26 protein-coding genes are annotated in these 21,293 nt (G+C 69.4%); 12 read left to right on the top strand and 14 right to left on the bottom strand.

The genetic code is table 11. The features are described from left to right. Window positions 1–25 precede the first annotated feature (25 nt). On the top strand, window positions 26–706 hold the full coding sequence (locus Hrr1229_RS08005; protein WP_123114885.1) for a hypothetical protein: 681 nt from the start codon (window positions 26–28) through the stop codon (window positions 704–706). Between the two features lie 51 nt (window positions 707–757). Here the strand turns inward: Hrr1229_RS08005 and ugpC are convergent, their stop codons facing one another. The 4 genes from ugpC to Hrr1229_RS07985 all read right to left on the bottom strand — a co-directional run bounded on the left by ugpC (window position 758) and on the right by Hrr1229_RS07985 (window position 5,185). Beyond that, window positions 758–1,906 carry a sn-glycerol-3-phosphate ABC transporter ATP-binding protein UgpC gene (gene ugpC / locus Hrr1229_RS08000; protein WP_123113381.1) on the bottom strand — a complete coding sequence of 383 codons (1,149 nt, stop codon included), beginning with the start codon at window positions 1,904–1,906 and terminating at the stop codon, window positions 758–760. Window positions 1,907–2,032: 126 nt separating this feature from the next. Then, on the bottom strand, window positions 2,033–2,980 hold the full coding sequence (locus tag Hrr1229_RS07995; RefSeq protein WP_123113382.1) for a carbohydrate ABC transporter permease: 948 nt from the start codon (window positions 2,978–2,980) through the stop codon (window positions 2,033–2,035). Beyond that, window positions 2,977–3,996 (bottom strand): sugar ABC transporter permease, encoded by a 1,020-nt coding sequence (locus Hrr1229_RS07990; protein ID WP_123113383.1) that lies wholly within the window; start codon window positions 3,994–3,996, stop codon window positions 2,977–2,979. Before Hrr1229_RS07990 ends, Hrr1229_RS07995 begins: the two co-directional genes overlap by 4 nt. Before the next feature lie 31 nt (window positions 3,997–4,027). Continuing rightward, on the bottom strand, window positions 4,028–5,185 hold the full coding sequence (locus Hrr1229_RS07985) for an ABC transporter substrate-binding protein (RefSeq protein ID WP_176329426.1): 1,158 nt from the start codon (window positions 5,183–5,185) through the stop codon (window positions 4,028–4,030). Window positions 5,186–5,681: 496 nt separating this feature from the next. Here Hrr1229_RS07985 and Hrr1229_RS07980 point away from each other — a divergent pair, with 496 nt between their 5' ends. The 5 genes from Hrr1229_RS07980 to Hrr1229_RS07960 all read left to right on the top strand — a co-directional run bounded on the left by Hrr1229_RS07980 (window position 5,682) and on the right by Hrr1229_RS07960 (window position 9,944). Beyond that, on the top strand, window positions 5,682–6,731 hold the full coding sequence (locus Hrr1229_RS07980; protein WP_176329380.1) for an AAA family ATPase: 1,050 nt from the start codon (window positions 5,682–5,684) through the stop codon (window positions 6,729–6,731). A 2-nt stretch (window positions 6,732–6,733) separates the two neighbouring features. After that, window positions 6,734–7,366, top strand: coding sequence for a protein sorting system archaetidylserine decarboxylase (locus tag Hrr1229_RS07975; RefSeq protein WP_123113385.1), 633 nt, complete (start codon window positions 6,734–6,736; stop codon window positions 7,364–7,366). Window positions 7,367–7,462: 96 nt separating this feature from the next. Continuing rightward, entirely contained in the window at window positions 7,463–8,140 is a 678-nt protein-coding gene (locus Hrr1229_RS07970) for an HVO_2922 family protein (RefSeq protein ID WP_123113386.1), read from the top strand. A 7-nt stretch (window positions 8,141–8,147) separates the two neighbouring features. Further along, on the top strand, window positions 8,148–8,678 hold the full coding sequence (locus tag Hrr1229_RS07965; protein WP_123113387.1) for a DUF5518 domain-containing protein: 531 nt from the start codon (window positions 8,148–8,150) through the stop codon (window positions 8,676–8,678). A gap of 54 nt (window positions 8,679–8,732) precedes the next feature. After that, entirely contained in the window at window positions 8,733–9,944 is a 1,212-nt protein-coding gene (locus Hrr1229_RS07960) for a DNA primase (protein WP_123113388.1), read from the top strand. A 13-nt stretch (window positions 9,945–9,957) separates the two neighbouring features. On the opposite strand, the gene Hrr1229_RS07955 is transcribed toward Hrr1229_RS07960, so the two are convergent. Next, window positions 9,958–10,173 (bottom strand): hypothetical protein, encoded by a 216-nt coding sequence (locus Hrr1229_RS07955; protein WP_123113389.1) that lies wholly within the window; start codon window positions 10,171–10,173, stop codon window positions 9,958–9,960. A gap of 193 nt (window positions 10,174–10,366) precedes the next feature. On the opposite strand from Hrr1229_RS07955, the gene Hrr1229_RS07950 reads away from it, so the two are divergent. Next, a complete protein-coding gene (locus Hrr1229_RS07950) occupies window positions 10,367–11,086 on the top strand; it encodes an SWIM zinc finger family protein (protein ID WP_255212577.1) in 720 nt (239 codons plus the stop codon). A gap of 74 nt (window positions 11,087–11,160) precedes the next feature. Here Hrr1229_RS07950 and Hrr1229_RS07945 read toward each other — a convergent pair whose 3' ends face one another. From Hrr1229_RS07945 to Hrr1229_RS07930, 4 genes are all read right to left on the bottom strand, one after another. Beyond that, entirely contained in the window at window positions 11,161–11,352 is a 192-nt protein-coding gene (locus Hrr1229_RS07945; protein WP_123113390.1) for a hypothetical protein, read from the bottom strand. Between the two features lie 127 nt (window positions 11,353–11,479). Then, entirely contained in the window at window positions 11,480–11,824 is a 345-nt protein-coding gene (gene rpl12p, locus Hrr1229_RS07940; protein WP_123113391.1) for a 50S ribosomal protein P1, read from the bottom strand. Between the two features lie 18 nt (window positions 11,825–11,842). Further along, the gene (locus Hrr1229_RS07935) at window positions 11,843–12,889 is read right to left on the bottom strand and encodes a 50S ribosomal protein L10 (RefSeq protein ID WP_123113392.1); all 1,047 of its coding nucleotides are present in this window, start codon (window positions 12,887–12,889) and stop codon (window positions 11,843–11,845) included. After that, window positions 12,886–13,524: a 50S ribosomal protein L1 gene (locus Hrr1229_RS07930; protein ID WP_123113393.1), complete on the bottom strand. Its 639-nt coding sequence runs from the start codon at window positions 13,522–13,524 to the stop codon at window positions 12,886–12,888. The genes Hrr1229_RS07935 and Hrr1229_RS07930 overlap by 4 nt, the downstream gene beginning before the upstream one ends. Before the next feature lie 367 nt (window positions 13,525–13,891). Between Hrr1229_RS07930 and Hrr1229_RS07925 the strand changes: the two genes are divergently transcribed. Both Hrr1229_RS07925 and Hrr1229_RS07920 read left to right on the top strand, forming a co-directional pair. Next, window positions 13,892–15,436: an acyl-CoA carboxylase subunit beta gene (locus tag Hrr1229_RS07925; RefSeq protein WP_123113394.1), complete on the top strand. Its 1,545-nt coding sequence runs from the start codon at window positions 13,892–13,894 to the stop codon at window positions 15,434–15,436. Further along, the gene (locus tag Hrr1229_RS07920) at window positions 15,436–15,792 is read left to right on the top strand and encodes a hypothetical protein (protein WP_123113395.1); all 357 of its coding nucleotides are present in this window, start codon (window positions 15,436–15,438) and stop codon (window positions 15,790–15,792) included. The genes Hrr1229_RS07925 and Hrr1229_RS07920 overlap by 1 nt, the downstream gene beginning before the upstream one ends. A 188-nt stretch (window positions 15,793–15,980) precedes the next feature. On the opposite strand, the gene Hrr1229_RS07915 is transcribed toward Hrr1229_RS07920, so the two are convergent. After that, on the bottom strand, window positions 15,981–16,199 hold the full coding sequence (locus tag Hrr1229_RS07915; RefSeq protein ID WP_123113396.1) for a hypothetical protein: 219 nt from the start codon (window positions 16,197–16,199) through the stop codon (window positions 15,981–15,983). Between the two features lie 130 nt (window positions 16,200–16,329). Between Hrr1229_RS07915 and Hrr1229_RS07910 the strand changes: the two genes are divergently transcribed. Then, window positions 16,330–18,201 carry a biotin carboxylase N-terminal domain-containing protein gene (locus tag Hrr1229_RS07910; protein ID WP_123113397.1) on the top strand — a complete coding sequence of 624 codons (1,872 nt, stop codon included), beginning with the start codon at window positions 16,330–16,332 and terminating at the stop codon, window positions 18,199–18,201. Between the two features lie 97 nt (window positions 18,202–18,298). Here the strand turns inward: Hrr1229_RS07910 and Hrr1229_RS07905 are convergent, their stop codons facing one another. The 4 genes from Hrr1229_RS07905 to Hrr1229_RS07890 form a co-directional block, all read right to left on the bottom strand. Further along, complete coding sequence (locus tag Hrr1229_RS07905) at window positions 18,299–18,685, bottom strand: PIN domain-containing protein (RefSeq protein WP_158606070.1); 387 nt, start codon at window positions 18,683–18,685, stop codon at window positions 18,299–18,301. Beyond that, complete coding sequence (locus tag Hrr1229_RS07900; RefSeq protein ID WP_123113399.1) at window positions 18,682–18,942, bottom strand: antitoxin VapB family protein; 261 nt, start codon at window positions 18,940–18,942, stop codon at window positions 18,682–18,684. The genes Hrr1229_RS07905 and Hrr1229_RS07900 overlap by 4 nt, the downstream gene beginning before the upstream one ends. 99 nt (window positions 18,943–19,041) lie before the next feature. Next, a complete protein-coding gene (locus Hrr1229_RS07895) occupies window positions 19,042–19,884 on the bottom strand; it encodes a 3-keto-5-aminohexanoate cleavage protein (RefSeq protein ID WP_123113400.1) in 843 nt (280 codons plus the stop codon). Then, window positions 19,881–20,114, bottom strand: a complete 234-nt coding sequence (locus Hrr1229_RS07890; RefSeq protein WP_123113401.1) for a hypothetical protein — start codon at window positions 20,112–20,114, stop codon at window positions 19,881–19,883. The genes Hrr1229_RS07895 and Hrr1229_RS07890 overlap by 4 nt, the downstream gene beginning before the upstream one ends. Window positions 20,115–20,211: 97 nt before the next feature. On the opposite strand from Hrr1229_RS07890, the gene Hrr1229_RS07885 reads away from it, so the two are divergent. Next, the gene (locus Hrr1229_RS07885; protein ID WP_123113402.1) at window positions 20,212–20,559 is read left to right on the top strand and encodes a hypothetical protein; all 348 of its coding nucleotides are present in this window, start codon (window positions 20,212–20,214) and stop codon (window positions 20,557–20,559) included. Window positions 20,560–20,690: 131 nt separating this feature from the next. Beyond that, window positions 20,691–21,167, top strand: a complete 477-nt coding sequence (locus tag Hrr1229_RS07880; RefSeq protein WP_123113403.1) for a TRAM domain-containing protein — start codon at window positions 20,691–20,693, stop codon at window positions 21,165–21,167. Window positions 21,168–21,293 lie beyond the last annotated feature (126 nt).

Below are 21,293 nucleotides of genomic sequence, written 5' to 3'. Positions count from 1 at the left end.
ACAGAGCGGCCGCGGGGTGAGTGAGTTGTTCCTCGACGCTCTCCGGTACCCGTTCGCGGACCGGACGCGGCTGAACGGCACCGCGACGTGTCTCGCCGCGCTCCTGTTCGGCGGCGCGCTGCTCCGACTCGCCGCGACGCTCTGGCCCGACTGGGCGCTGCTGGCGCCGCTCCTGCTCGCCGTCGTTCCGCTCGGGGCATTCCTCGGGCTCGTCGGCGGCGTGCTCGCGGGAGCGGGGTTCCCTCCCGTCGCGACGGAGACCACGGCGCGGCTCGCCGGGCGGCTGTTCGGCGTCGCCGCCGTCTACCTCTCGCCGGCGGTCGTCACCGTCGTCGGCGTCGGCTACGTCGTCGCGAGCGGCACGGTCCCCGGCGCGTTGAGCGGCGTGGGGCTCGCCGCGCTCTCGACCGCCGCGCTGCTCGTCACGGTCGCCTGCGCGTACCTCTTCCCGTCGGCGGCCGCCGCGAGCGTCAGCGAGGGGCTTCGCGCCGGCCTTCGACGAGACGCCCTCCGCGGGACGGCCTCGAGCTCGTACTTCCTCGCGTGGGTCGGCGCGACCGTCCTCGTCGTCGTCGCGTGGACCGCGCTCGCGGCGACGGCCACGCGGAGCGTCGCCGCGCTCCTCGCGCTCGCGTGGAGCGCGTACGCCCACGTCGCCGCCGCGGCGCTGCTGGCGGAGGGGGTCGACCGGACCAAGTACTGGTGACCGGCGGGACGAGCGAGCTTTAAAAGGGACGGCGACGCCGTCCGGCCGCGATCAGCCGAGGTTGATCTGGTCGGCCGCGTCCTCCATCGAGCGGTTGTGGAGCGCCTCGCCCGTGGCGCGATCGAAGAGGTGTATCGCGTCCTCCGGGATCCGCGCGATCACCGAGTCGCCCTCGCTGACCCGGTTGAACCCGTCTATCGTCGCGACGAGCGTCGCCGCGCTCTCGGGGTCCGCGTCGGGGTCGAAGTGGAGGTACACCGTGTTCTCGTCGCCCATCGGCTCGACGACGTCCACGGTCGTTTCGAACTCGTGGTCGCCGTCGGCGTCGACGAGCTCGACCGCTTCGGGGCGGATCCCGAGGATGAGGTCGGTCGCGTCGCCGAGGTCCGATTGGATCCCCTCGTCGATCGGGTACTCGAAGACATCGCCGACGAGGCGGTCGCCCTCACGCGTCACGTCGAAGAAGTTCATCGACGGCTCGCCGAGGAAGCTCGCGACGAACCGGTTGGCCGGCTCGTGGTAACACTCCAGCGGCGTCGCGACCTGCTGGAGCTCGCCGCCGTCGAGGATGGCGATCCGGTCGCCCATCGTCATCGCCTCCGTCTGGTCGTGGGTGACGTACACCGTCGTCACGCCGAGGTCGTTCTGGAGCCGCTGGAGCTCGGTGCGCATCTCCGCGCGGAGCTTCGCGTCGAGGTTGCTGAGCGGCTCGTCCATCAGGAACACCTCGGGGTCGCGGACGATGGCGCGGCCGAGGGCGACGCGCTGCTGTTGGCCCCCGGAGAGGTCGCTCGGCTTCCGGTCGAGCAGGTTCGAGATGCCGAGCATCTCGCCCGTCTCAGACACCATGCGATTGATCTCGTCGTCCGGGAGATCCGTCGACTCCTCGAGGCCGAACGACATGTTCTGCCGGACGCTCATATGCGGGTAGAGCGCGTACGACTGGAACACCATCGCGATGTCCCGGTTCTGCGACTTCACGTCGTTGACGACGCGGTCGTCGATGCTGAGCGTACCGGCGGTGATCGTCTCTAAGCCGGCGATCATCCGGAGCGTCGTGGACTTCCCGCAGCCTGACGGACCGACGACGACGAGGAACTCGCCGTCGTCGATCGACAGCGACACGTCGTCGACCGCGACGATCTCCTCGTCTCCGTCCTGGAACGTCTTCGTTATCGAGTCGAGTTCAAGCGTTGCCATATCTGTGAGTTGTGGTCGGTGTCGTGTGGTCGGTCGTGCGCCGCGCCGCGTCGCGTTCCGGACGCGCTCGTCCCGAACGCGCTCGTTCGGGACCGCGCTCGTCGCCGGACGGGATCGGCGTGCGGGTCACGCCGCCACCCCCTCAGCGAACTCCTCGCCGAACAGGATGTACACCGCCAGCGTCGGCAGCGCCGCGAAGAACGCCCCGGCCATCCGGAGCGCGAAGTCCTGTCCCTCCATCGAGGTCCCGAGACCCGCGAGGATCAACACGACTGGCGCCGCAGGGCTCGATTCCGTCGAGACGAGCACCAGCGTGAACAGGAGGTCGTTCCAGATCTGCGTGAACTGGTAGATGAGGACGACGGCGAACATCGGCCCCGAGAGCGGGAGGACGATCCGCCGGTACACCCGGCGGAGCGTCGCCCCGTCGAGGCGGGCCGACTCGATCATCTCGTCGCTCATCGTCTTGTAGTACGTCCGGAACAGGAGCGTACAGATGGGGATCCCGTAGGCGACGTGGGTGATCACCAGCTCGACGATGCCGGCGTAGTCGTTGTTGATCCCGAGCGCCCAGACGAACGACAGCAGCTGGTCGAGCTGCACCCACTGCGACCAGAACTGGGTCAGGGGAACCAGCACGGCCTGGTACGGGATGAAGATCCCGGCGATGATGAGCATGAGCACCAGCGCCTTGTACGACTTCTTCCAGGTCGGAATCGTCAGGCCGTACGCCGTGATGCTGCCGACGGACGCCGAGATCACCGTCGCGGGCACGGCGTACAGCAGGCTGTTCCCCATCCCGCGCAACAGGGCGTCGATCGCGGTCTGCCACTTCTCGAACGTGAACCCGGACGGTCCCGGCGGAGCGAACGGCGCCGTCTCGATGATCGCCGTGCCGGTCTTGAACGAGGTGACCAGCCCGGACTCGATCGGGACGAGGTAGAACGCCGCCGCGAACAGCAGGACGACGTACAGGCCGGCGTCCCCGGCCGTCATCTGATCGAGGGTCCGGCGCAGCCGCGCTGTCGTCGTCGTCGTCGCGCCACCGTCGGTTCGAGGTTCTGCGTCGCTCATAGGTTGTCCCTCCGGTATTCGTACACGAGGTAGGGGCCGATGACGCTGAGCGCCATCGCGAACAGGACGATGGCGATCGCCGACCCGTACGCCCAGTTGAGGTTCGCGTACGCCTCACGCACCATCTTCGTCGCCAGGATGTCGGCCCCGTTCGGCGGCCGGTACCCACCGACCAGCGAGTAGAGGAAGTCGAAGGCCTTCATGCCGAACACCATCAGCACCACGGCGGCGCTGATGGTCGCGCCCTTCAGCTGGGGAATGATCACGCGCCAGTACATCTTCAGCGTCGACGCGCCGTCGACTTTGGCCGCCTCGTAGTGCTCGGTCGGAATCGCGCGGAGCCCGGCGAGGTAGACGACCATCGCGTACCCCGAGAACTGCCACATCAGCGCGAAGATGATCGCGTAGAGGACGATGTCCTGGTTGCCGAGCCAGCTCACCGGCCCGAAGCCGAACGTCCCGATGACGTTGTTGGCGATCCCGTTGTTGTAGTTGTAGATCCACAGCCAGAACTGGGCCGTCACGACGAACGAGAGGCTCATCGGAAGGAGGTAGATCGTCCGGAACGTGTTCTCGAACCGGATCCCCCTGTCGATCAGGATCGCCAAGATGAGTCCGATCGCGAGCGTCCCCGCCGTGAACAGGATCAGCAGGATGAGCGTGTTGACCGCGGCGTCGATGAAGCCGGAGTCCGCGAGCGCCCGGGTGTACATCTCGAAGTCGAGGTTCGAGTAGTCCGGCGCGTTCTCGAAGCGCTCGTAGTCAGTCAGCGATATGAGGAGGTTCCAGATGACCGCACCGTAGACGAACAGTCCCATCAGCAGGAACGGCGGGAGCCAGAAGACGGACGACTCGATGAAGTCGACGCCGAAGCGGCGGTCCAGCCTCTCCTTGAGACGGGTCGTCACGTCCCGGTCCGGTTCGGCCGGGTCGGCGGCGGGGCCGTCACTCACGACGCCGCCGTCGGCGCGGACCTCGTCGTCGTCCTCCGAGGCGGGCCTGATCGTCCGGTACAAATGACGGTAAAAATCGAGCATCGCGTGGATCTCAGTTCGACACCGCGTCCAGGAAGCCCGTCGTCGCGGCGTCGACGTTGTACGGGCCGGTGAACTCCGAGGAGATGACCTCGTTGAGTTGGGTCATCGTCTCGGAGGGGACGCCGAGCCCGTGCTGGAGGTTCGGCGGCCGGTACTCCGCGTTCGCGAAGTCCTCGGCCGTCTCCTGGAGGTACGGACCGAACTCCTCCATGCTGACGTCGGTCCGGGTCGGGATCGAGCCCTTGTACTGGTTGAACGCGATCTGGGCCTCCGGACTGCCGACGAACGCCTCCCAGGTCTTCGAGGCCTCGGGCGTCGGGTTGTTCGACGGGTAGAGGAACGAGTCGAAGTGGAGCGTGTACATCCCCTCAGTCCCGGGGAACGTCTTGAAGCCCCAGTCGTCGCCGTACTCGAAGTCCTCGGCGTTCCGGAACGCGCCCGCCGCCCAGTTGCCCTGGTGGATGAAGGCGGCGTTGCCGTTGATGATGTTCTGGTTCGATTCGGTCAGGCCGATCGAGGACGCGTCGTCGCTGATGTGGTTCTCCAGCATCTCCGCGGTCCGCTCGAACGCGGCGCGGACGGCGCTCTCGTCGCCCTCACCGTTGAGGAAGTCCATGTACGGCTGGTAGCCGTTCTCGCCGAGCATCACGGCGCCCCACAGCTGCGTCGTCGTCCACGTGCCGGACATCCCGTGGGTCATCGGGATGGCGTCGGTCTCGCTGGCGACCGTCTCGAAGGCGTCGATGAGCGCCGAGGGGCTGTTCAGCGAGTCGACGTCGATGCCGGCGTCCTCGACGACCGAGACGTTGTAGAAGAGGCAGTTCAGTCGGTGAGAGCCGAGCGGCACGGCCCGGTAGCTGCCGTCCTGCTGGTGGAGGTCGATCGCCTCGTCGACCATCGCGTCCTCGAACCCGTTCTCCTCCCACACGTCGTCGACGCTACCGAGGACTCCCTGGTAGCGGAGGAGGTTCGGGCCGGGCCAGCCGGCGAACGCCCCCGGCGGATCGTCGCTCTGGAGCCGGTTCGCGACGACCGCGTCGAGGTTCTGGTTGCCGCCGCCGCCGATGGGGTTCATGTCGAGGCCGACGTCGGGGTGGGCCTCGTTGAACGCCTCTTCCAGCGCCTCGGCCGCCGCGGCGCCGTCGCCGCCGGTCCAGCCGTGGAGCACTTCGACCGGGTCGCCGGAGCCGCCGTCGCTCCCGTCGCTCCCGTCGCTTCCGTCGCTCCCGTCGCTGCCATCACTGCCGTCGCTCCCGTCGCCGCCGCCGGAACAGCCGGCGATCCCCACGGTCGCGAGGGTACCTGCGCCGGCCACGTAGTGGCGGCGGGTGAGTCGGTCCTCCGAATCAGCGCGGTTGTCACGTGACATGTATCCCCGGATTTGGGTGCCCCATACTTAACGATTGATGTTCATTTACTCAAAATATTATTAAAAAACAGGAACGGTAGCAGAGCAACCCAAACTGCCTCTAACGTTCTTAAAATCTGTTATCTCGATCACTCGGTCAGCAACTGCGACCGACTTCTGAACGTCTAGAGTGGGGGTCGATCGTAATGAATTGTCGCTGAGCGTCTCGAATGCGTCCCCGACCGCCGGGGCGACCCGACCCGGTTCGGCGCATCGACCGACCGATTCTTGAGCGCGCGTCCCGGACGGACACGGCATGGACGGACCGCTGTGGATCGACGCGCACGCTCCCGCGCTCGACGAGATCAGACAGGACGAGGCCCGCGAGCGGCTGGAGCGCGCGGTCGACGAGCCGATGAACCTCGTCGTGCAGGGACCGCCGGGGGTCGGGAAGACGGCGGCGACGCGGGCGCTGACCCGCGCCGCCCACGAGAACCCCGACAGCGACCTGATCGAGATCAACGTCGCCGACTTCTTCGGCCGGACGAAAAAGGAGATCCGGACCGACCCCCGCTTCGAGGGGTTCCTGCAGGGGCGGAGCCGGATGGCGAAACGCGACATGATAAACCGGGTGCTGAAGGAGTCGGCGTCGTACGCGCCGATGTCGGGCGAGTACAAGACGGTCCTCCTCGACAACGCCGAGTCGATCCGCGAGGACTTCCAGCAGGCGCTCCGGCGCGTGATGGAGCAGCACCACCGCACCACGCAGTTCGTGATCGCCACCCGACAGCCGTCGAAGCTCATCGCGCCGATTCGGTCGCGCTGCTTCCCGGTGCGGGTGCGCGCGCCGACGACCGACGAGACGATCGACGTCCTCGAAACGATCTGCGAGCGCGAGGGCGTCGACTACGACGGGGACGGCCTGGAGTTCGTCGCCAGCGCGGCCGGCGGCGACCTCCGCGAGGCGATCCTCTCCGCGCAGGCGACCGCGGTCGAGGGCGGCGAGATCACCATGTCGACCGCCTACGAGACGCTCGGCGAGGTCGGCGACGACGACGCGATCCGCGAGGCGCTCGCCGACGCCCGTGCCGGCGACCTAGCGGACGCGCGGTCGGCCCTCGACGACCTGCTCGACGAGGGGGGGTACGACGGCGGAGAGCTCCTCCGGGAGGTCCTGCGGGTCGCCCGCGCCGGCTCCGAGTACGGCGGCGACGACCTCGCGCGGCTCCACGTGCTCGCCGGCGAGGCCGACCTCGACCTCACCGACGGCCTCGACGACCGGATCCACCTCACCCACCTGCTCGCCGCGTGGGCGGCCGGTCGCACCGATCTCCGACCCGACCTCCGGGAGCCGGTGGAGGCCTGACGATGGCCCGGAATCCGCCGCTCGCGCGCGTCCTCCCGTTCCCCGTCGTCGACGAGGCGTGGCGGCTCGCGCTCGCGCCCGCCCTCCTCGGGGCCGCGACGCTCCCCCTCCTCCCGCCGGTCGGCGCCGGGCTGCTCGCGCTCGCGTTCGGGGTCCTCTGGTTCCACCGCGACCCCGACCGGGACACCCCGGACGCCGAGGGGGTCGTCGTCGCGCCCGCAGACGGCACCGTCTCGGTCGTGCGCGAGGAGGGGAGCCGCCTGCGAGTGGGCGTGTTCATGAACGTCACCGACGTCCACGTGAACCGCGCGCCGATCGCGGGCGAGGTCCGGGAGGTCCGGCACCGCCCCGGCGCGAACCGGCCCGCGTTCAGCAAGGAGTCCGACCGCAACGAGCAGGTCGCGATCGACTTCGGCGAGTACGAGCTGCTGGTCATCGCCGGCTGGTTCGCCCGTCGGATCCACCCCAGCGTGGAGCCCGGGGACGCCGTCGAGCGCGGCGAGCGCGTCGGCCACGTCTCGTTCGGCTCCCGCGCCGACGTAATCTGCCCCGCCGACATCGACGAGGACGACCTCCTCGTGCGCGAGGGCGACGCCGTCCGCGCGGGCGAGACGATCATCGCCGAGCGGGACTGACCGTCATCGCCGGACTCGACCGGGGCCCGCCGCCGGAGGGAGCCGACCCTCGCGCGGCCATAGGGTTTTGTGTGCCGCCTCCGAGACGAGACGTGTATGCCCGAAGAAACGATCCACGAGTCGAAGCAGTCGCGAAGCCGACAGGCGCTGGCGACCTACTTCCGGCGCATCGCGCGAGCGCTCGGCCGCGGCGAGCCGGTTCCGATCGACGACGCCGGGACGGTTACGGTCGATCCCGCCGCCGAGTCCAATATCGAGGTCGAACTCGAACGCGCGGACGGCACCGTCCACTTCGAGGTGGAGATGGAGTTCGACGACGAGGAGGGCGCGGTCGACGTCGACGCCGCCGCGAGCAGGGGGACCTTCGAGCTGTACGCCGACAGCGCCGAGCAGTGGCGCTGGCGGCTCGTCCACGACAACGGGAACATCATCGCCGACGGCAGCGAGGGGTACGCCGACAAGCGCGACGCGAAGTCGGGGATCGAGAGCGTCCAGCGAAACGCGCCGGGCGCGCACGTGATCGACGTCGACCGCGACGAGGAAGCGCCGGAGGAGGGCGGGAGCGACGCCGTCTTCGAGCTGTTCAGGGACAAGGGCGACAAGTACCGCTGGCGGCTCCGCCACGGCAACGGCAACATCATCGCCGACGGCGGGCAGGGGTACGCCTCCAAACAGAAGGCGAAACAGGGACTCAACAGCGTGAAGTCGAACGCGTCGGGCGCCGCGGTCGAAGAGCTCGACGGCGACGAACCGGCCGAGGGCGGCGAGGAGTAACCCGGCGATGGTCCCCGACGACTCCTCCCCCACCGGCGACGCGCGGAGCGACGACGACGCCCAGAGCGACGACGACACCCGGAGCGACGCCAACGACGCGCGGACCCGACGCGATACAGACGACGGCATCGCCACGGATCGAGACGGCCCGAACGCCGGCTCGGACGGGCTCCTCTCCCCCGGTGACGACGCGCCCGCGGAGGCCGCCGACCTCCTCCTCTACGGCGTGCTGGGCGGGGTCGTCGGCTCGGTGCTGTCGTTCGTCCCCTTCGCCACCGTCCTCGGCGGCGCGGCCGCCGGCTACCTCTGCGGCGGCACGTCCGCGGACGGGCTCAAGACGGGCGCGGTCGCGGGCCTCGTGATGACGCTGCCGTTCGTCGCGATGGTCGCCTTCATGCTCTTTCTGTTCGGGTTCGCCGGAGCGCCGGCCGAGTTCGGGATATTCGCCGTCCTCGTGGTCGGAATCGGCGCCGCCTACACCCTCGGCTCGGGCGTGATCGGCGGCTACCTCGGACACTACCTCCGCGGCCGGCTGTAGCGCGGCCGCGGACCGCACCGCTTATTCGACGCCCGTCGCTACCTCGGGTCGGACATGGACGCGCTCGACGCCAAGTACCCGTTCTTCGCGGCCGCCCGCGAGGCCGTCGCCGACGCCGCGGTGTCGCTGCCGGAGCTCGTCGCGGCCGACGCGCCCGCCGTCGAGCGGGGCCGCGAGCGCGTCGAGCGCGCCCTGATGGACGGGACGGTCGAGTCCGAGAGCGGGGCGTTCCCCGGGGAGTCCGCGTACGACGTGCAGGCGGAGCTACTGTCGTATCCCATCGCGCGGATCCTCGTCTCGCTGCTCGACTCCGAGCCCGCCATCGAGAAGTACGCCGCCGCGGAGGCCGCGACCGCGGTCGACCGGATCCGCGACGACCTCGCGACCGACGGCGAGCTGCGGTCGGTGTCGACGCCGACGGTCGCCCTCGACGGCGTGCTCGCCGAGTTCGACCTCGCCGACGCGGTGCGCCCGGAGCCGGCGGGGAGCAGGTTGGAGGCGGGCGGAGCGGCCGGAACGGGAACGCCCGGCGCCGGGTCCCCCGGCCGCGACCCCGCCCACTACTGGATCGACGCGGGACCGTACCTCCGGCTCACGTCGCCCTCGTGGGGGCCCTCGTGGCGGCTCGTCAACCGCGCGCTCGCCGACGGCGCGGTGCGCGTCTCCCGCGAGGAGCTGCTGGACGCGCTGGAGGCCGCGGTGGAAGAGCGGGTGCGCGAGGGGCTCCCGTTCGAGCTGGCCGCCGGCGAGGGGATCGCCGCGGAGCTGGAGGACGGGGTCGCCGACCTCAAGCGCCTCCTCTCCGAGCGGAGCTACACCGGGCCGGTCGACGTCGTCGCCCCCGAGCTGTTCCCGCCGTGCATGACGAACCTGATCGAGAAGGCCGAGCGCGACGCCGACCTCTCGCCGCCGGAGTCGTTCGCGCTGATGGCGTTCCTCGTCGGGATCGGGATGACGCCGGACGAGGTGGTGACGTTCTGCGCCGACACGAGCCTCGACGCGGAGGGGATCCGCTACCAGACGGAGTATTTAAAAGACGACCGCGGCACGCAGTACCCGCCGCCCACCTGCGAGACGCTGGCGAACTACGGGATCTGTCACAACGAGGAGGACCACATGCAGGTGGCCGCCGACCCCCTCGCGTACTACGAGAAGCGGGTCGCGGCCGCCGACGAGATCATCGACTGGCGGGACCGCGAAGGCGGAGGAGAAGAGGTGAAAGGGGCGGAAGCGGGCGAGACCGCGGAATCGGGCGAAACGAAATAAAAGCGCCGCCGGCCTACTCGTCGTCCTTCGCGCGGATGAGATACGCTCCGACGAGCGCCATCAGCAGAACGAATCCGGTCAGCAGTCCGATGAGCGCGATCGCGCCGGACTCGGGGAGCCCGGACGACCCGCCGAACGTGACCCCGATCCCGACCAGCCCGGCGACGAAGACGGCGGCCGCCAGCAGCGAGACCGTGATCTGCCGACGGAGCTCCGCGTCGATTTCCATGCCCGCGAGTTCCCGTCGCCGCTTAAAAAGGACTTCGATGAGGGCGGCCGGAGGTCGGTCCCGCCGGTGATCGAACCCGGTCGTCGCCGACGGCGACTTCCGAATATCTCGGGTCTGACTCCCTTCGGCGGCGAATTTAACCGTTCACGGGACCTATCTCGACGCGAAGCGAGGGCCCCCCTCGCGGTCAGCCATGACGCACCCCCGAAACCCGCCCGCGTCGGCAGCCCCCGAACCGGACGTCGCCCGAGCCGCGCCGCCGGCGGAGCGAGCCTCGGAGCGACGCGACTCGCCCGCGGTCGACGACGCCGACCGCTCTCCGGACGCCGACCGCTCTCCGGACGCCGACACCGACGATCGGTCGGCGCGCGCCACCGCGGAGGAGATGACGGTGCGCCCCCTCCGCGACCGGCGGTACGTCGTCGAGACCGACGGCGGTACCTACGTGGTCGCGCTCGACGCCGGCACCTGTACCTGTCCCGACCACGCGATCCGCGGCTCCCGGTGTAAGCACCTCCGACGCGTCGCCATCGAGGTGACCGCGGGGTCGGTCCCGGCCCCGGACGAGCGCGTGGGCGCCTGCGCGGTCTGCGGCGCGGAGACGTTCGTCCCGCTCGACGATCCGGGGGCGCACCTCTGTGCGCGCCACGACTTCGAGCCGGGCGACGTCGTCCGCGACCGCGAGACCGACGAGCGCGTCGTCGTCGTGGCGGTCACGACCGAGCGGGCCGACGCCTACCGGACCGAGGAGGACCGGACCGTCGACGAGTACGCCACGAACGCCGCGTACGGCGCCCACGAGCCCGTCGTCGAGGCCGTGTACGCCGACGCGGTCCGCCCGGGGCGCGGCGTGGCGGACTGCGAGCGGTACGCCTTCCCCGCCTCGCGGCTCGTCCGTCCGCGACGGGAGTGAGCCGAGGTCGACGACGGCGGCGGAGCGACGACGGCGAGCGCCGGAACTCGTCCGCCCGCGGCGGTGGCACCCGGTCAGCCGGCGAGATGGCTGATGTCCCGCCGCAGCGTGTACCCCCTCGGGACGCCGACGGCGCCGAGACACGCCTCGCACAGCGCCCGCTCGTAGTCGCGGTTCGTCTCCTTCTCGAGCAGCGAGACGTCTCCGATGGGAAACACCGACTCGCAGCGGTCGCACTCGACCTTGTCGCCGTCGACGATATTCATTTGACGGCCGAGGCTTCCGGCGATCGGTACATAAAGTCGCGCCCGGCGTTATCACTCGAGATAGCGAGTTCCGATAAAATGTCGGGTCGGTCGGAACGACGGTCGGGGTCGCGGTGAGCGGCCGGCGTTAGCCGAACAGCTCGCCGAGGCCCTCGCCGCCGTCGCCCTCGTCCTCGTCGTCGTCGGCCTCGTCGGCCGCTTCCTCGGCCTCGTCGGCCTCGTCGTCGCTCTCGTCCGCCTCGTCGGCCTCCGCAGCGTCCGCGGAGCCGCCGGACGCGGCGCCGGCGGCGGGCGCCGCGGCGGCCGTCTCGATGGCGTCCTCGATGTCGACGTCCTCCAGCGCGGCGACGAGCGCCTTGACGCGGGATTCCTCGACGTCGACGCCGGCGGCGTCCAGCACGCCGGTGACGTTTTCTTCGTTGATCTCTTCGCCAGTCTCGTTCAGGATGAGCGCAGCGTAAACGTATTCCATTGGTGTGTCCTCGTAGTGTTAGCCGAACATCGCGCCGAGACCCTCGCCGCCGTCGTCGCCGTCGTCCTCGTCGGCGTCGTCGTCGGTCGTCTCGACGTCGTCCGTCTCGTCGTCTTCCTCCGCCTGTTCCTCCTCGTCGGCGTCGTCCGTCTCCGGAGCCGGGGCAGGGGCCGCCTCGACCCCCTGCAGCTCCTCGGGGAGCGCCTCCTCGTCGTCGATCTGGGCCGCGAGCGCGCGGAGCTGGGCGTCGGCCTTCCCGATGAGGTCGGGCACGACGTCCGGGCTCTCGATCTCCGCGAACAGCCCGACGGACTTCGCCTCGCCGGACGCCTTCGCGAGAAGGCTGCCGACCGTGGCGGCCGTCGGGTACTCGGCGTTGATCGAGAGGTTGCGCGCGGCGGCGGCGGCGGACCGGATGTCCGCCGCGTACTCGTCGACGTCGATGGCGAGCTCGTCCGGCTCGAACAGGACGCCCTCCGAGTAGACGCCCTTGAGGTCGAGCCCGACTTCCTTCGGCTCGATGCCGAGCTCGACCAGGACGTTCGCGAGGTCCTCGTCGACGACCTCGCCCTCCTCGAGGACCGTGGAGTCCTCGGTGACCATGATCGAGCCGTCCTGGATGCGCGCGGCCGCGCCGATGGTCTGGAGCTCGCCCACGAACGGTCCCGGGTCGACGCCGGTGTCACCCTCGGGGATGACGATGTCGTTGGGGGCGACCTCGCCCGCGTTGATCGGGGCGGGGGTCTTCGAGGCTTCCAGCTGCTTGAAGAGGCCGAACGGGTTGTCGTTCGTGCCGATGAGCGCGACCTGACCCGAAACGTACTGGGTCAGCTCCTCGACGCCGTCGTCGACCTCTTCGAGGGCGCGAGTGGTGAGCGTGTTGCGGCTCACGCGGACGTCGGCCGAGCCGTGCAGCTCGCGGCGCATGGCCTGGAGCTGTCGGCTCGGGATGCCGCCGACGCCGACGACCCCGACGGAGTTGAACGAGTCGATGAAGTCGACGAGCTCGTCGACTTCCTCGCGCTTCCACTGCGGGATCGTCTCGGTCTTGCGGACCGAGCTCATACGGGCACCTCCTTGGCGGGACCCATCGTGGTCTTCACGTAGATCCCGTCGATGTTGAGCGGCCCCTTCTCGAGGCTCGCTTCGAGCCGCCGGATGATGACGTCGATGTTGTCCGAGATCGCGTCGGGGCCCATGTCTTCGGCGCCGACGCGGGTGTGGAACGTGCGCCGGTCGCGGGACCGGAGCTGCACGGTGTTTTTCATCCGGTTGACGGTCTCGACGACGTCGTCGTCCGGCTGTAGTGGGGTAGGCATCTTCCCGCGCGGACCGAGGACGGTACCGAGGTACCGACCGATGTCCTGCATCAGGCTGGCCTCTGCGACGAAGAAGTCGGTTTCGCCGGCCAGATCCTTTGCGCGGTCGTCGTCGTCTCCGAGGTCCTCGAGGTCGTCGCTGTCAAGCACTTCGTCAGCGACTTCCTGAGCGCGGACGGCGGTTTCGCCCTCCGCGAAGACGACGATCTGTGTCTCCTGCCCCGTTCCAGCCGGCAGCACGACGGACTCGTCGATGCGGTTCGACGGATCGTTGAGGTCGAGGTCTCGCAGGTTGATCGCGATGTCCACGGTCTCGCGGAAGTTCCGCTCGGGCGCATCGTCGAGTGCGAGAGTTACGGCCTCTTGTATTGTGTCTGCCATTTTCACCTCCGTAGTACGCAGGTCGCTCCTACGGGTCAGTGAAACAGGCGAAGCCTGTCTCACCGGAGAGTGGTCCATCGGAGGTTTAAAAGCGTCGAACCGCCCGTCCCCGTGTGAACCGGCGACAGGGCTCGTGCGGGCGGTCGAGAGGAGACGGCGGGGGGTCGCCGACGGGAGTCAAGAGAGACAGCGGCGGGTCGCGGGGGGCCGCCCGAGGAGACGGCGGGAGGTCGCCCGCGGAAGCCGAGTGGCCCCACGCGGTCCCCGATTTCGACGCGCGTCGAACGCCGAAACGTCGGATAGGGGAACCCTTTTGATGCCGCTCGCCGACCCACGAGGTAATGACTCAGGGTGGTCCGGCGTGACGATGGACGACCGTATCGAGGACCTCCGGGAGCGCCGCGATCGGGCGGCGCTGGGAGGCGGTGAGGACCGGATCGAGTCCCAACACGAGAAGGGGAAGATGACCGCGCGCGAGCGGATCGACTACTTCCTCGACGACGGGACGTTCCACGAGTTCGATCGGTTCCGCACCCACCGGACCCACAAGTTCGGGATGGAGGAAAAGCAGATCCCGGGCGACGGCGTCGTCACGGGCTACGGCGAGGTGAACGGCCGGAAGACGTTCGTCTTCGCGCACGACTTCACCGTCTTCGGCGGCTCGCTCGGCGAGGTGTTCGCCGAGAAGGTGTGCAAGGTGATGGACAAGGCGATGGACGTCGGCGCGCCCGTCGTCGGCCTCAACGACTCCGCCGGCGCCCGGATTCAGGAAGGGGTCGCCTCGCTCGGCGGCTTCGCGGAGATCTTCCGGCGCAACACGGAGGCGTCCGGCGTGATCCCCCAGATCTCGGCGATCATGGGCCCGTGCGCCGGCGGCGCGGTGTACTCGCCCGCCATCACGGACTTCACGTTCATGGTGAAAGACACCTCGCACATGTTCATCACCGGCCCGGACGTCATCGAGACGGTGACGGGCGAGGAGGTGAGCTTCGAGGAGCTCGGCGGCGCCGTCACCCACACGTCGACCTCGGGCGTCGCCCACTTCGCCGAGGAGAGCGAGGAGGACGCCTTAGACGACATCGCGCGGCTGCTCTCGTATCTCCCCGCCAACAACGTCGAAGACCCGCCCCGCGTCGAGCCGTGGGACGATCCCGAGCGCGCCGACGAGGAGCTGGCCGACATCGTCCCTGACGCGCCCCGGAAGCCGTACGACATGAAGGAGGTGATCGGCAGCGTCGTCGACGAGGGCTCCTTCTTCGAGGTCCAAGAGAACTTCGCGAAGAACGTCGTCGTCGGCTTCGCGCGGCTCGACGGCCACTCAATCGGGATCGTCGCCAACAACCCCCGCGTGAACGCCGGCACCCTCGACATCGAGTCGAGCCAGAAGGGCGCGCGCTTCGTCCGCTTCTGCGACGCGTTCAACATCCCCATCCTCACCTTCGAGGACGTGCCCGGGTTCATGCCCGGCACCGACCAAGAGCACAACGGGATCATCCGCCACGGCGCGAAGCTGCTGTACGCCTTCTCGGAGGCGACGGTCCCGCTGCTCACCGTGATCACCCGGAAGGCGTACGGCGGCGCCTACTGCGTGATGTCGTCGAAGCACATCGGCGGCGACGTCAACTACGCGTGGCCGACCGCGGAGATCGCGGTGATGGGGCCGAAGGGCGCCGTCAACGTCCTCTACCGCGAGGAGCTGGCGGCGGCCGACGACCCCGACGCACGCAGGCAGGAGCTCATCGACGAGTACCGCGAGGAGTTCGCGAACCCGTACAGCGCCGCCGACCGGGGCTTCGTCGACGACGTGATCGAGCCCGCCGAGACGCGCGCGCGGCTGATCGACGACCTCCAGATGCTGAAGGGGAAGCGCTCGGACCAGCCCGAGAAGAAACACGGCAACATCCCGATCTGATGGCGGCCGACACCCCCGACCCGGACGGCGACACCTCCGACCCGGACGCCGGATCGACCGACCCGGAGAGCGATCCGCGCGGCCCGACGGTCGCCGCCGTCCTCGACGGGCTGGCGATTCCCGACGACGCCGACGACGCGGAGGCCGCCGCCATCGCCGCCGCGGTCGCGGCGCACCTCCGCGACGGGGAGCTGGCCGCGGCGGCCGCCGCGGCCGAGGACGCGGACGAGGGCTGGGACGGCGAGCGGTGGTCGTTCGCCGGGCGGGTCGACCGGCTCACCAATCGGTCGGTCCGCGTTCCGGAGAACGCGCCGACCGACCCGTGGACCGCGGCCGGCCGCGCCGACCGCTTCTGAGGGACGGCTTCCGAAGGGTGTCATACCCGCGACGGCGCCGCCGCTCGCCGGTTTTTAGAATCGTCCGCCCCCGGACGGAGACCGCCCGAGCGCGTGCATTCCCCCGGCGAGCGCCCGAGCGGGCCTCGCCACGCGAACCCTTCACAGGGTGCGTTCGGAGATACGTTCGGCAGCTTATATATCTGTGGTCACGCCTCGGGCGGCTCCTCGACGCCCTCCTCTGTCGCGGCCTCCGCGGTCGAGCCGCCGAGGAGGCGGTTGATGACGATGGGAACGACGCCGGCGAGGAGGACGAGGAGCCCGATCCGGATCAGGATCGAGGCGTCCGTCAGCAGCGTCGCGGCGAGGTACGCGGCCGCGGCGACCAGCGTCGACGGCAGCACGTAGGGGTTTCCGGGCGAGAGCATGGGCGGAACTGGCGTCCGGGATCCCCTTAATCGTCTCGGGCGCGAGGACGGACGGCGGGATCGCGGATCGCTCGGTCGTCGTCGCGGACCGATAGAATGAGGTGGGTTATGGTGGAATGAAGGTGCAGGAATGTTCGACAAGGTTCTCGTCGCGAACCGCGGGGAGATCGCGGTTCGGGTGATGCGCGCCTGTGCGGAGCTGGGTGTCGACACCGTCGCCGTGTACAGCGACGCGGACAAACACGGCGGCCACGTTCGGTACGCGGACGAGGCGTACAACGTCGGTCCGGCCCGCGCCGCCGACTCGTACCTCGACGGCGAGGCGGTCGTCGAGGCCGCGCGCGCGGCCGACGCCGACGCGATCCATCCGGGCTACGGCTTCCTCGCCGAGAATGCCGACTTCGCGGCCCGCGTCGAGGCCGCCGACGGGATCACCTGGGTCGGCCCCGCCAGCGACGCGATGGAGCGGCTCGGCGAGAAGACCCACGCCCGCCGGGTGATGGACGACGCCGACGTCCCCATCGTCCCGGGGACGACCGAGCCCGTCACCGAGGTCGACGCAGTCACCGAGTTCGGCGACGAGCACGGCTACCCCGTCGCGATCAAGGCCGAGGGCGGCGGCGGCGGCCGCGGGATGAAGGTCGTCGAGAGCGCCGCTGAGGCCGAAGAGGCGCTCGAGTCGGCCAAGCGCGAGGGCGAGGCGTACTTCTCGAACGACTCCGTCTACCTCGAGCGCTACCTCGAGAACCCGCGCCACGTCGAGGTGCAGATCGTCGCGGACGCGGGCGAGGAGGGCGAGGGACCCGATGACGAGTCGGACGTCGTCCACCTCGGCGAGCGCGACTGCTCGCTCCAGCGCCGCCACCAGAAGGTGATCGAGGAGGGCCCCTCCCCCGCGCTCTCCGACGAACTGCGCGAGAAGATCGGTGAGGCCGCCCGCCGCGGCGTCGCCGCCGCCGACTACACCAACGCCGGCACCGTCGAGTTCCTCGTCGAGGAGGACCTCGACCGCGACCCGTCGGAGCCGCTCGGCCCCGACACGCCGTTCTACTTCCTCGAGGTCAACACGCGCATCCAGGTCGAACACACCGTCACCGAGGAGCTGACGGGGATCGATATCGTCAAAGAGCAGCTCCGGGTCGCCAGCGGCGAGGGGCTCTCGGTCTCGCAGGGCGACGTGGAGCTGGAGGGGCACGCCATCGAGTTCCGGATCAACGCCGAGAACGCGGCGAAGGAGTTCCAGCCCGCCAACGAGGGGCGGCTCGACACGTACGACCCGCCGGGCGGGATCGGCGTGCGCGTCGACGACGCGCTCCGGCAGGGCGACGAGCTGGTCACCGACTACGACTCGATGATCGCGAAGCTGATCGTGTGGGGCGGGGACCGCGAGGAGTGTCTCGCCCGGTCGAAGCGCGCGCTCGCGGAGTACGACCTGGAGGGCGTCGTCACCGTCGTCCCGTTCCACCGGCTCATGCTCGACGACGAGCGGTTCGTCGCGGGCACCCACACCACGAAGTACCTCGACGAGGAGCTCGACCGGGACCTGGTCGTCGAGGCCCAGGAGAAGTGGGGGACCGAGTCGGCGTCGAGCGACGACGGCGACGAGGAGGTGACCGAGCGCGAGTTCACCGTCGAGGTGAACGGGAAGCGCTTCGACGTGGAGTTAGAGGAGCGCGGCGCGCCCGCGATCCCGACGCCCGTGAGCGGCGGGTCGAGCGGTCGCCAGGAGCGACCGCCGCAGGCGAAAGACGACGACGGCGGGGACGACGGCGTCGACGTCGCCGAGGGCGGCGAGGCGATCGCGGCGGAGATGCAGGGGACGATCCTCTCGGTCGACGTCGATGAGGGCGACGAGGTGGCCGCGGGCGACGTGGTCTGCGTCCTCGAGGCGATGAAGATGGAGAACGACGTGGTCGCCGAGCGCGGCGGCACCGTCGCGAGCGTCCACGTCGGCGAGGGCGACAGCGTCGACATGGGCGACGTGCTGGTCGTGCTGGAGTAGGAGGGCGGCCTCCCCGAGCCGCGGTAATTTTTAAATCGAATCGAGTTCGCTGGCGCCGCCTGTAAGCAGATCAGCGGCTGAGTTCGAGAGGAAAGACTCACCCTCGGTAGGTTTCGACCTGTAGTTCTCCGACGGCATCGAAGTGGTCGTCGCCGACGACGAGCGGAACGCCGAGAGAGCGCGCAGTACCTGCGATGTAGATGTCACTCTTGTTGATCATCGCTCCGTCGGCCCGGAGTTCGACGTAGATTGCAGCGGCTTCCGCGGCCGTTTCGTTCGTGAACGGTACCGGCTCCACCCACTCGTATTTCGACGTCGCTTCCTCCCGCGTCATCTCCCGGGTGATCATCAATCCGCGGTAGAGCTCGGAGAGGACGATAGTCGACGCCCCGATCTCTTCGTCATCGTGCGCGGCCAAGTAGGAAATCGCGGCCTCGTCACCTCTGGCGTAGTCGACGAGAAACGAGGAATCAACGAGCCTCACGAGTTCCCCGAGAGCCCTTCGTCGACCTCGCCACCGAGTTCGTCGAGTGATTCGTCGGCGTCCTCGAGGCCGTTCTCGACCTCCGCTTCGAGGTCCGCGGCTTCATCGTCGGTGAGGAAGCCGGCGTTCGTCCGCCAGTCGGAGTCGAGTTCGCCGAGAACGCGATCGAGCGTCTCGCTGAAACTCTCGTCACCGCGTTTGTGAGCTTTCAGTCGCTCGTAGACGTCCTCTTTGATACCGATGTTCTTCGTTGCCATCGTGTGTTTGTGTATGGGTTTGTGTACACATTAATGTTGGCCGTCGTCCGCATTAGTTAAATAGCGTGTCACCGCCGAGATCTGCGGCGCGGACTCCCGTTATCGCCCACGCAGTCCCAGTAGCTCCCGCGTCTCCGCGGGCGTCGCCACTGGTCGCCCCAACTCCTCCGAGAGACGGGCCGCCCGCGCCACGAGCTGCTCGTTCGTCGCCAGCTCGCCCTTCTCGTAGTACCGGTTGTCCTCCAAGCCGACCCGGACGTGTCCGCCGAGCAGCAGCGACTGGGTCGTCATCGGGAGCTGATGCGGGCCGAACCCGATCACGTTGAACTCGACGCCCTCCGGGAGCGCCTCGACCCGGTTCAGCAGGTTCCGGGGGTGCGGCGGCGACGTGGTCCCGCCGCCGAACAGGAAGTTGAGATACGGCGGGTCCTCGAGGTCGTCGAGGATCGACAGCGACTCGTTGAGGTGCCCGTCGTTGAACACCTCGAGCTCGGGCTTGATCTCCCGCTCTTTCATCTCCGCGTGCAGCGACGCGACCAGCTCGCGGGTGTTCTCCGAGGTGAGCCGGTCGTAGCGGTTGAGCGGGCCCATGTCGAGCGACGCCATCTCCGGGGCGGGGTCGGTTCGCAGGGGTTCGTGTCGGAGCGCGTCCGGGGCGGCGGTCCCCCCGGTCGAGTGCTGGAGGACGGCGTCGTCGGTGGCCGCGCGGACCGCGTCGGCGACCTCCTGGAAGCGCTCGGCCGAGAAGGCGCGCTCCCCGTTCTCGCGGCGCGCGTGGAGGTGGAGCACGCTGGCGCCCGCCGCCTCGCAGGCGGCCGCGGCCGACGCGATCTCCTCGGGGGTCTCCGGGAGGTCCGGATGCGCCTCCTTCCCGTGGACGCCGCCGGTGAGCGCGGCGGTGATGACCGTCGGCTTCCCGTCGAGGTAGTCGTCGTAGGTCATCGGTCGGCGTCGGGACTCTCGCTCTCGTCGGCCGTCGAGTCCGACCCCGACTCCGGCGCCACGTAGAACTCGCAGTCCGCCGCCGGGTCGAGCTCGTATCTGGCGTTACAGACGTCGGCGCGCATGGGTTGGACGAACGACTCCGTCACGGTGCAGAACGCGCGCGCCGTCTCGAACGACCGCTCGTCGCCCTCCTCGCGGTACGCCAAGTGCGGACACGTCTCAGCCATGGCGGACGGAGGCGGGGGAGCGGCTTGAAACCACGCGTCGGGGACGACCCCCGCGTCCACCGACGCTGTTTAACCGACCGCCCCAGAATGGGAGCCCATGGAGCCGGTCGACGACTGGCGCGCGGCGATCGCGGAGGCCGGAGAGCTCACCGGCCCGATCGCCGCCGGGATCGTCGGCGAGCACGGCGACCGCGGGCAGCGCGCGATCGAGGCGGTCGGCGAGGGGCGCGTGAAGCGCTACCGAGATTTCACCGTCGTCGTCGGCCACGACGACGAGTACGTCGTCGAGGAGGGGGAGTGCACCTGCGCGGACGCGACGTACAACCTCGACGCCGAGGACCCGAGCGAGCGCTGCTGGCACGCGATCGCGGTCGACGTCGCCGACGCGCTCGGCGCCGTCGACCACCACGACATGTGGTACTCGGAGGTCCGCGAGTTCCTGTGAGCCGGGTTCGGTCGTGAGCCGAGGCGGGGCGCCGGAGCAGCCACCGTTCAGCCGGGTGAGCCGCCGATACGCCTGATTTTCCGCCCGCCCAGTCGAAAACGTTTACAACGGCCCGCGGTCTCCCCTACGGTATGGCGGACTGTCCACTCGCCGACGATTGCCCCAGTTTCGACGAGCGAATCGAGGGGATGGGGTGTCAACACTACGGCAACAAGGGCGGCGCGGAGTGGTGTAACCACTACGACATGCCCATCTACGAGCTGAAACAGCAGCCGGTCCAGCCCGGCGAGGAGGTCGTCGTCGAGGTCGACGACATCCACGAGAGCGGCGCCGGCGTGGGCCGCACCGACGACGGCTTCATCGTCCTTGTCGACGGGCTCCTCCCGCCGGCGCGCGCGGAGGTCCGGATCCACCGCGTGAAGTCGAGCCACGCGACCGCGCAGGACGTCGTCGAGCGCCTTCCCGAGGACCCGGAGGAGGAGAACGGCGACGAGGGCGACGCGACGGACGCCGACGCCGAGGCCGACGAGGACGACGAGGGCGACCGCCGCCGCGATCGCCCGGACCGCGAACGGCTCGGCAGCCGCGAGAACTTCTGGGGCAAGTGAGCGCGTCCCGGGGGAGCCCCGCCCCACGGACAGTCCGGACGCCACCGATCGGCCGTCGTCGCATCCGCCCGGACGCGGTCGACGCCGCGCCCCGCGTCGAGCGGGACGCCGAAACCGCCGTTTTTT

Source organism: Halorubrum sp. CBA1229, assembly GCF_003721435.2.
Classification (GTDB): Archaea; Halobacteriota; Halobacteria; order Halobacteriales; family Haloferacaceae; genus Halorubrum.
This window is presented reverse-complemented; position numbering and strand designations above follow the sequence as displayed.

Bases quoted from the DNA above. Each gene is read 5' to 3' on its own strand.
- Hrr1229_RS07950 (WP_255212577.1), top strand. From the start codon at position 10,367: ATGACGCACCCCCGAAACCCGCCCGCGTCGGCAGCCCCCGAACCGGAC.
- Hrr1229_RS07900 (WP_123113399.1), bottom strand. From the start codon at position 18,942: ATGGCAACGAAGAACATCGGTATCAAAGAGGACGTCTACGAGCGACTG.
- Hrr1229_RS07975 (WP_123113385.1), top strand. From the start codon at position 6,734: ATGGCCCGGAATCCGCCGCTCGCGCGCGTCCTCCCGTTCCCCGTCGTC.
- Hrr1229_RS07915 (WP_123113396.1), bottom strand. From the start codon at position 16,199: ATGCTCTCGCCCGGAAACCCCTACGTGCTGCCGTCGACGCTGGTCGCC.
- Hrr1229_RS07930 (WP_123113393.1), bottom strand. From the start codon at position 13,524: ATGGCAGACACAATACAAGAGGCCGTAACTCTCGCACTCGACGATGCG.
- Hrr1229_RS07925 (WP_123113394.1), top strand. From the start codon at position 13,892: ATGGACGACCGTATCGAGGACCTCCGGGAGCGCCGCGATCGGGCGGCG.
- Hrr1229_RS07945 (WP_123113390.1), bottom strand. From the start codon at position 11,352: ATGAATATCGTCGACGGCGACAAGGTCGAGTGCGACCGCTGCGAGTCG.
- Hrr1229_RS07880 (WP_123113403.1), top strand. From the start codon at position 20,691: ATGGCGGACTGTCCACTCGCCGACGATTGCCCCAGTTTCGACGAGCGA.
- Hrr1229_RS07970 (WP_123113386.1), top strand. From the start codon at position 7,463: ATGCCCGAAGAAACGATCCACGAGTCGAAGCAGTCGCGAAGCCGACAG.
- rpl12p (WP_123113391.1), bottom strand. From the start codon at position 11,824: ATGGAATACGTTTACGCTGCGCTCATCCTGAACGAGACTGGCGAAGAG.
- Hrr1229_RS07980 (WP_176329380.1), top strand. From the start codon at position 5,682: ATGGACGGACCGCTGTGGATCGACGCGCACGCTCCCGCGCTCGACGAG.
- Hrr1229_RS07890 (WP_123113401.1), bottom strand. From the start codon at position 20,114: ATGGCTGAGACGTGTCCGCACTTGGCGTACCGCGAGGAGGGCGACGAG.
- Hrr1229_RS07910 (WP_123113397.1), top strand. From the start codon at position 16,330: ATGTTCGACAAGGTTCTCGTCGCGAACCGCGGGGAGATCGCGGTTCGG.
- Hrr1229_RS07995 (WP_123113382.1), bottom strand. From the start codon at position 2,980: ATGAGCGACGCAGAACCTCGAACCGACGGTGGCGCGACGACGACGACG.
- Hrr1229_RS07920 (WP_123113395.1), top strand. From the start codon at position 15,436: ATGGCGGCCGACACCCCCGACCCGGACGGCGACACCTCCGACCCGGAC.
- Hrr1229_RS07960 (WP_123113388.1), top strand. From the start codon at position 8,733: ATGGACGCGCTCGACGCCAAGTACCCGTTCTTCGCGGCCGCCCGCGAG.
- Hrr1229_RS07935 (WP_123113392.1), bottom strand. From the start codon at position 12,889: ATGAGCTCGGTCCGCAAGACCGAGACGATCCCGCAGTGGAAGCGCGAG.
- Hrr1229_RS07965 (WP_123113387.1), top strand. From the start codon at position 8,148: ATGGTCCCCGACGACTCCTCCCCCACCGGCGACGCGCGGAGCGACGAC.
- ugpC (WP_123113381.1), bottom strand. From the start codon at position 1,906: ATGGCAACGCTTGAACTCGACTCGATAACGAAGACGTTCCAGGACGGA.
- Hrr1229_RS07885 (WP_123113402.1), top strand. From the start codon at position 20,212: ATGGAGCCGGTCGACGACTGGCGCGCGGCGATCGCGGAGGCCGGAGAG.
- Hrr1229_RS07955 (WP_123113389.1), bottom strand. From the start codon at position 10,173: ATGGAAATCGACGCGGAGCTCCGTCGGCAGATCACGGTCTCGCTGCTG.
- Hrr1229_RS07895 (WP_123113400.1), bottom strand. From the start codon at position 19,884: ATGACCTACGACGACTACCTCGACGGGAAGCCGACGGTCATCACCGCC.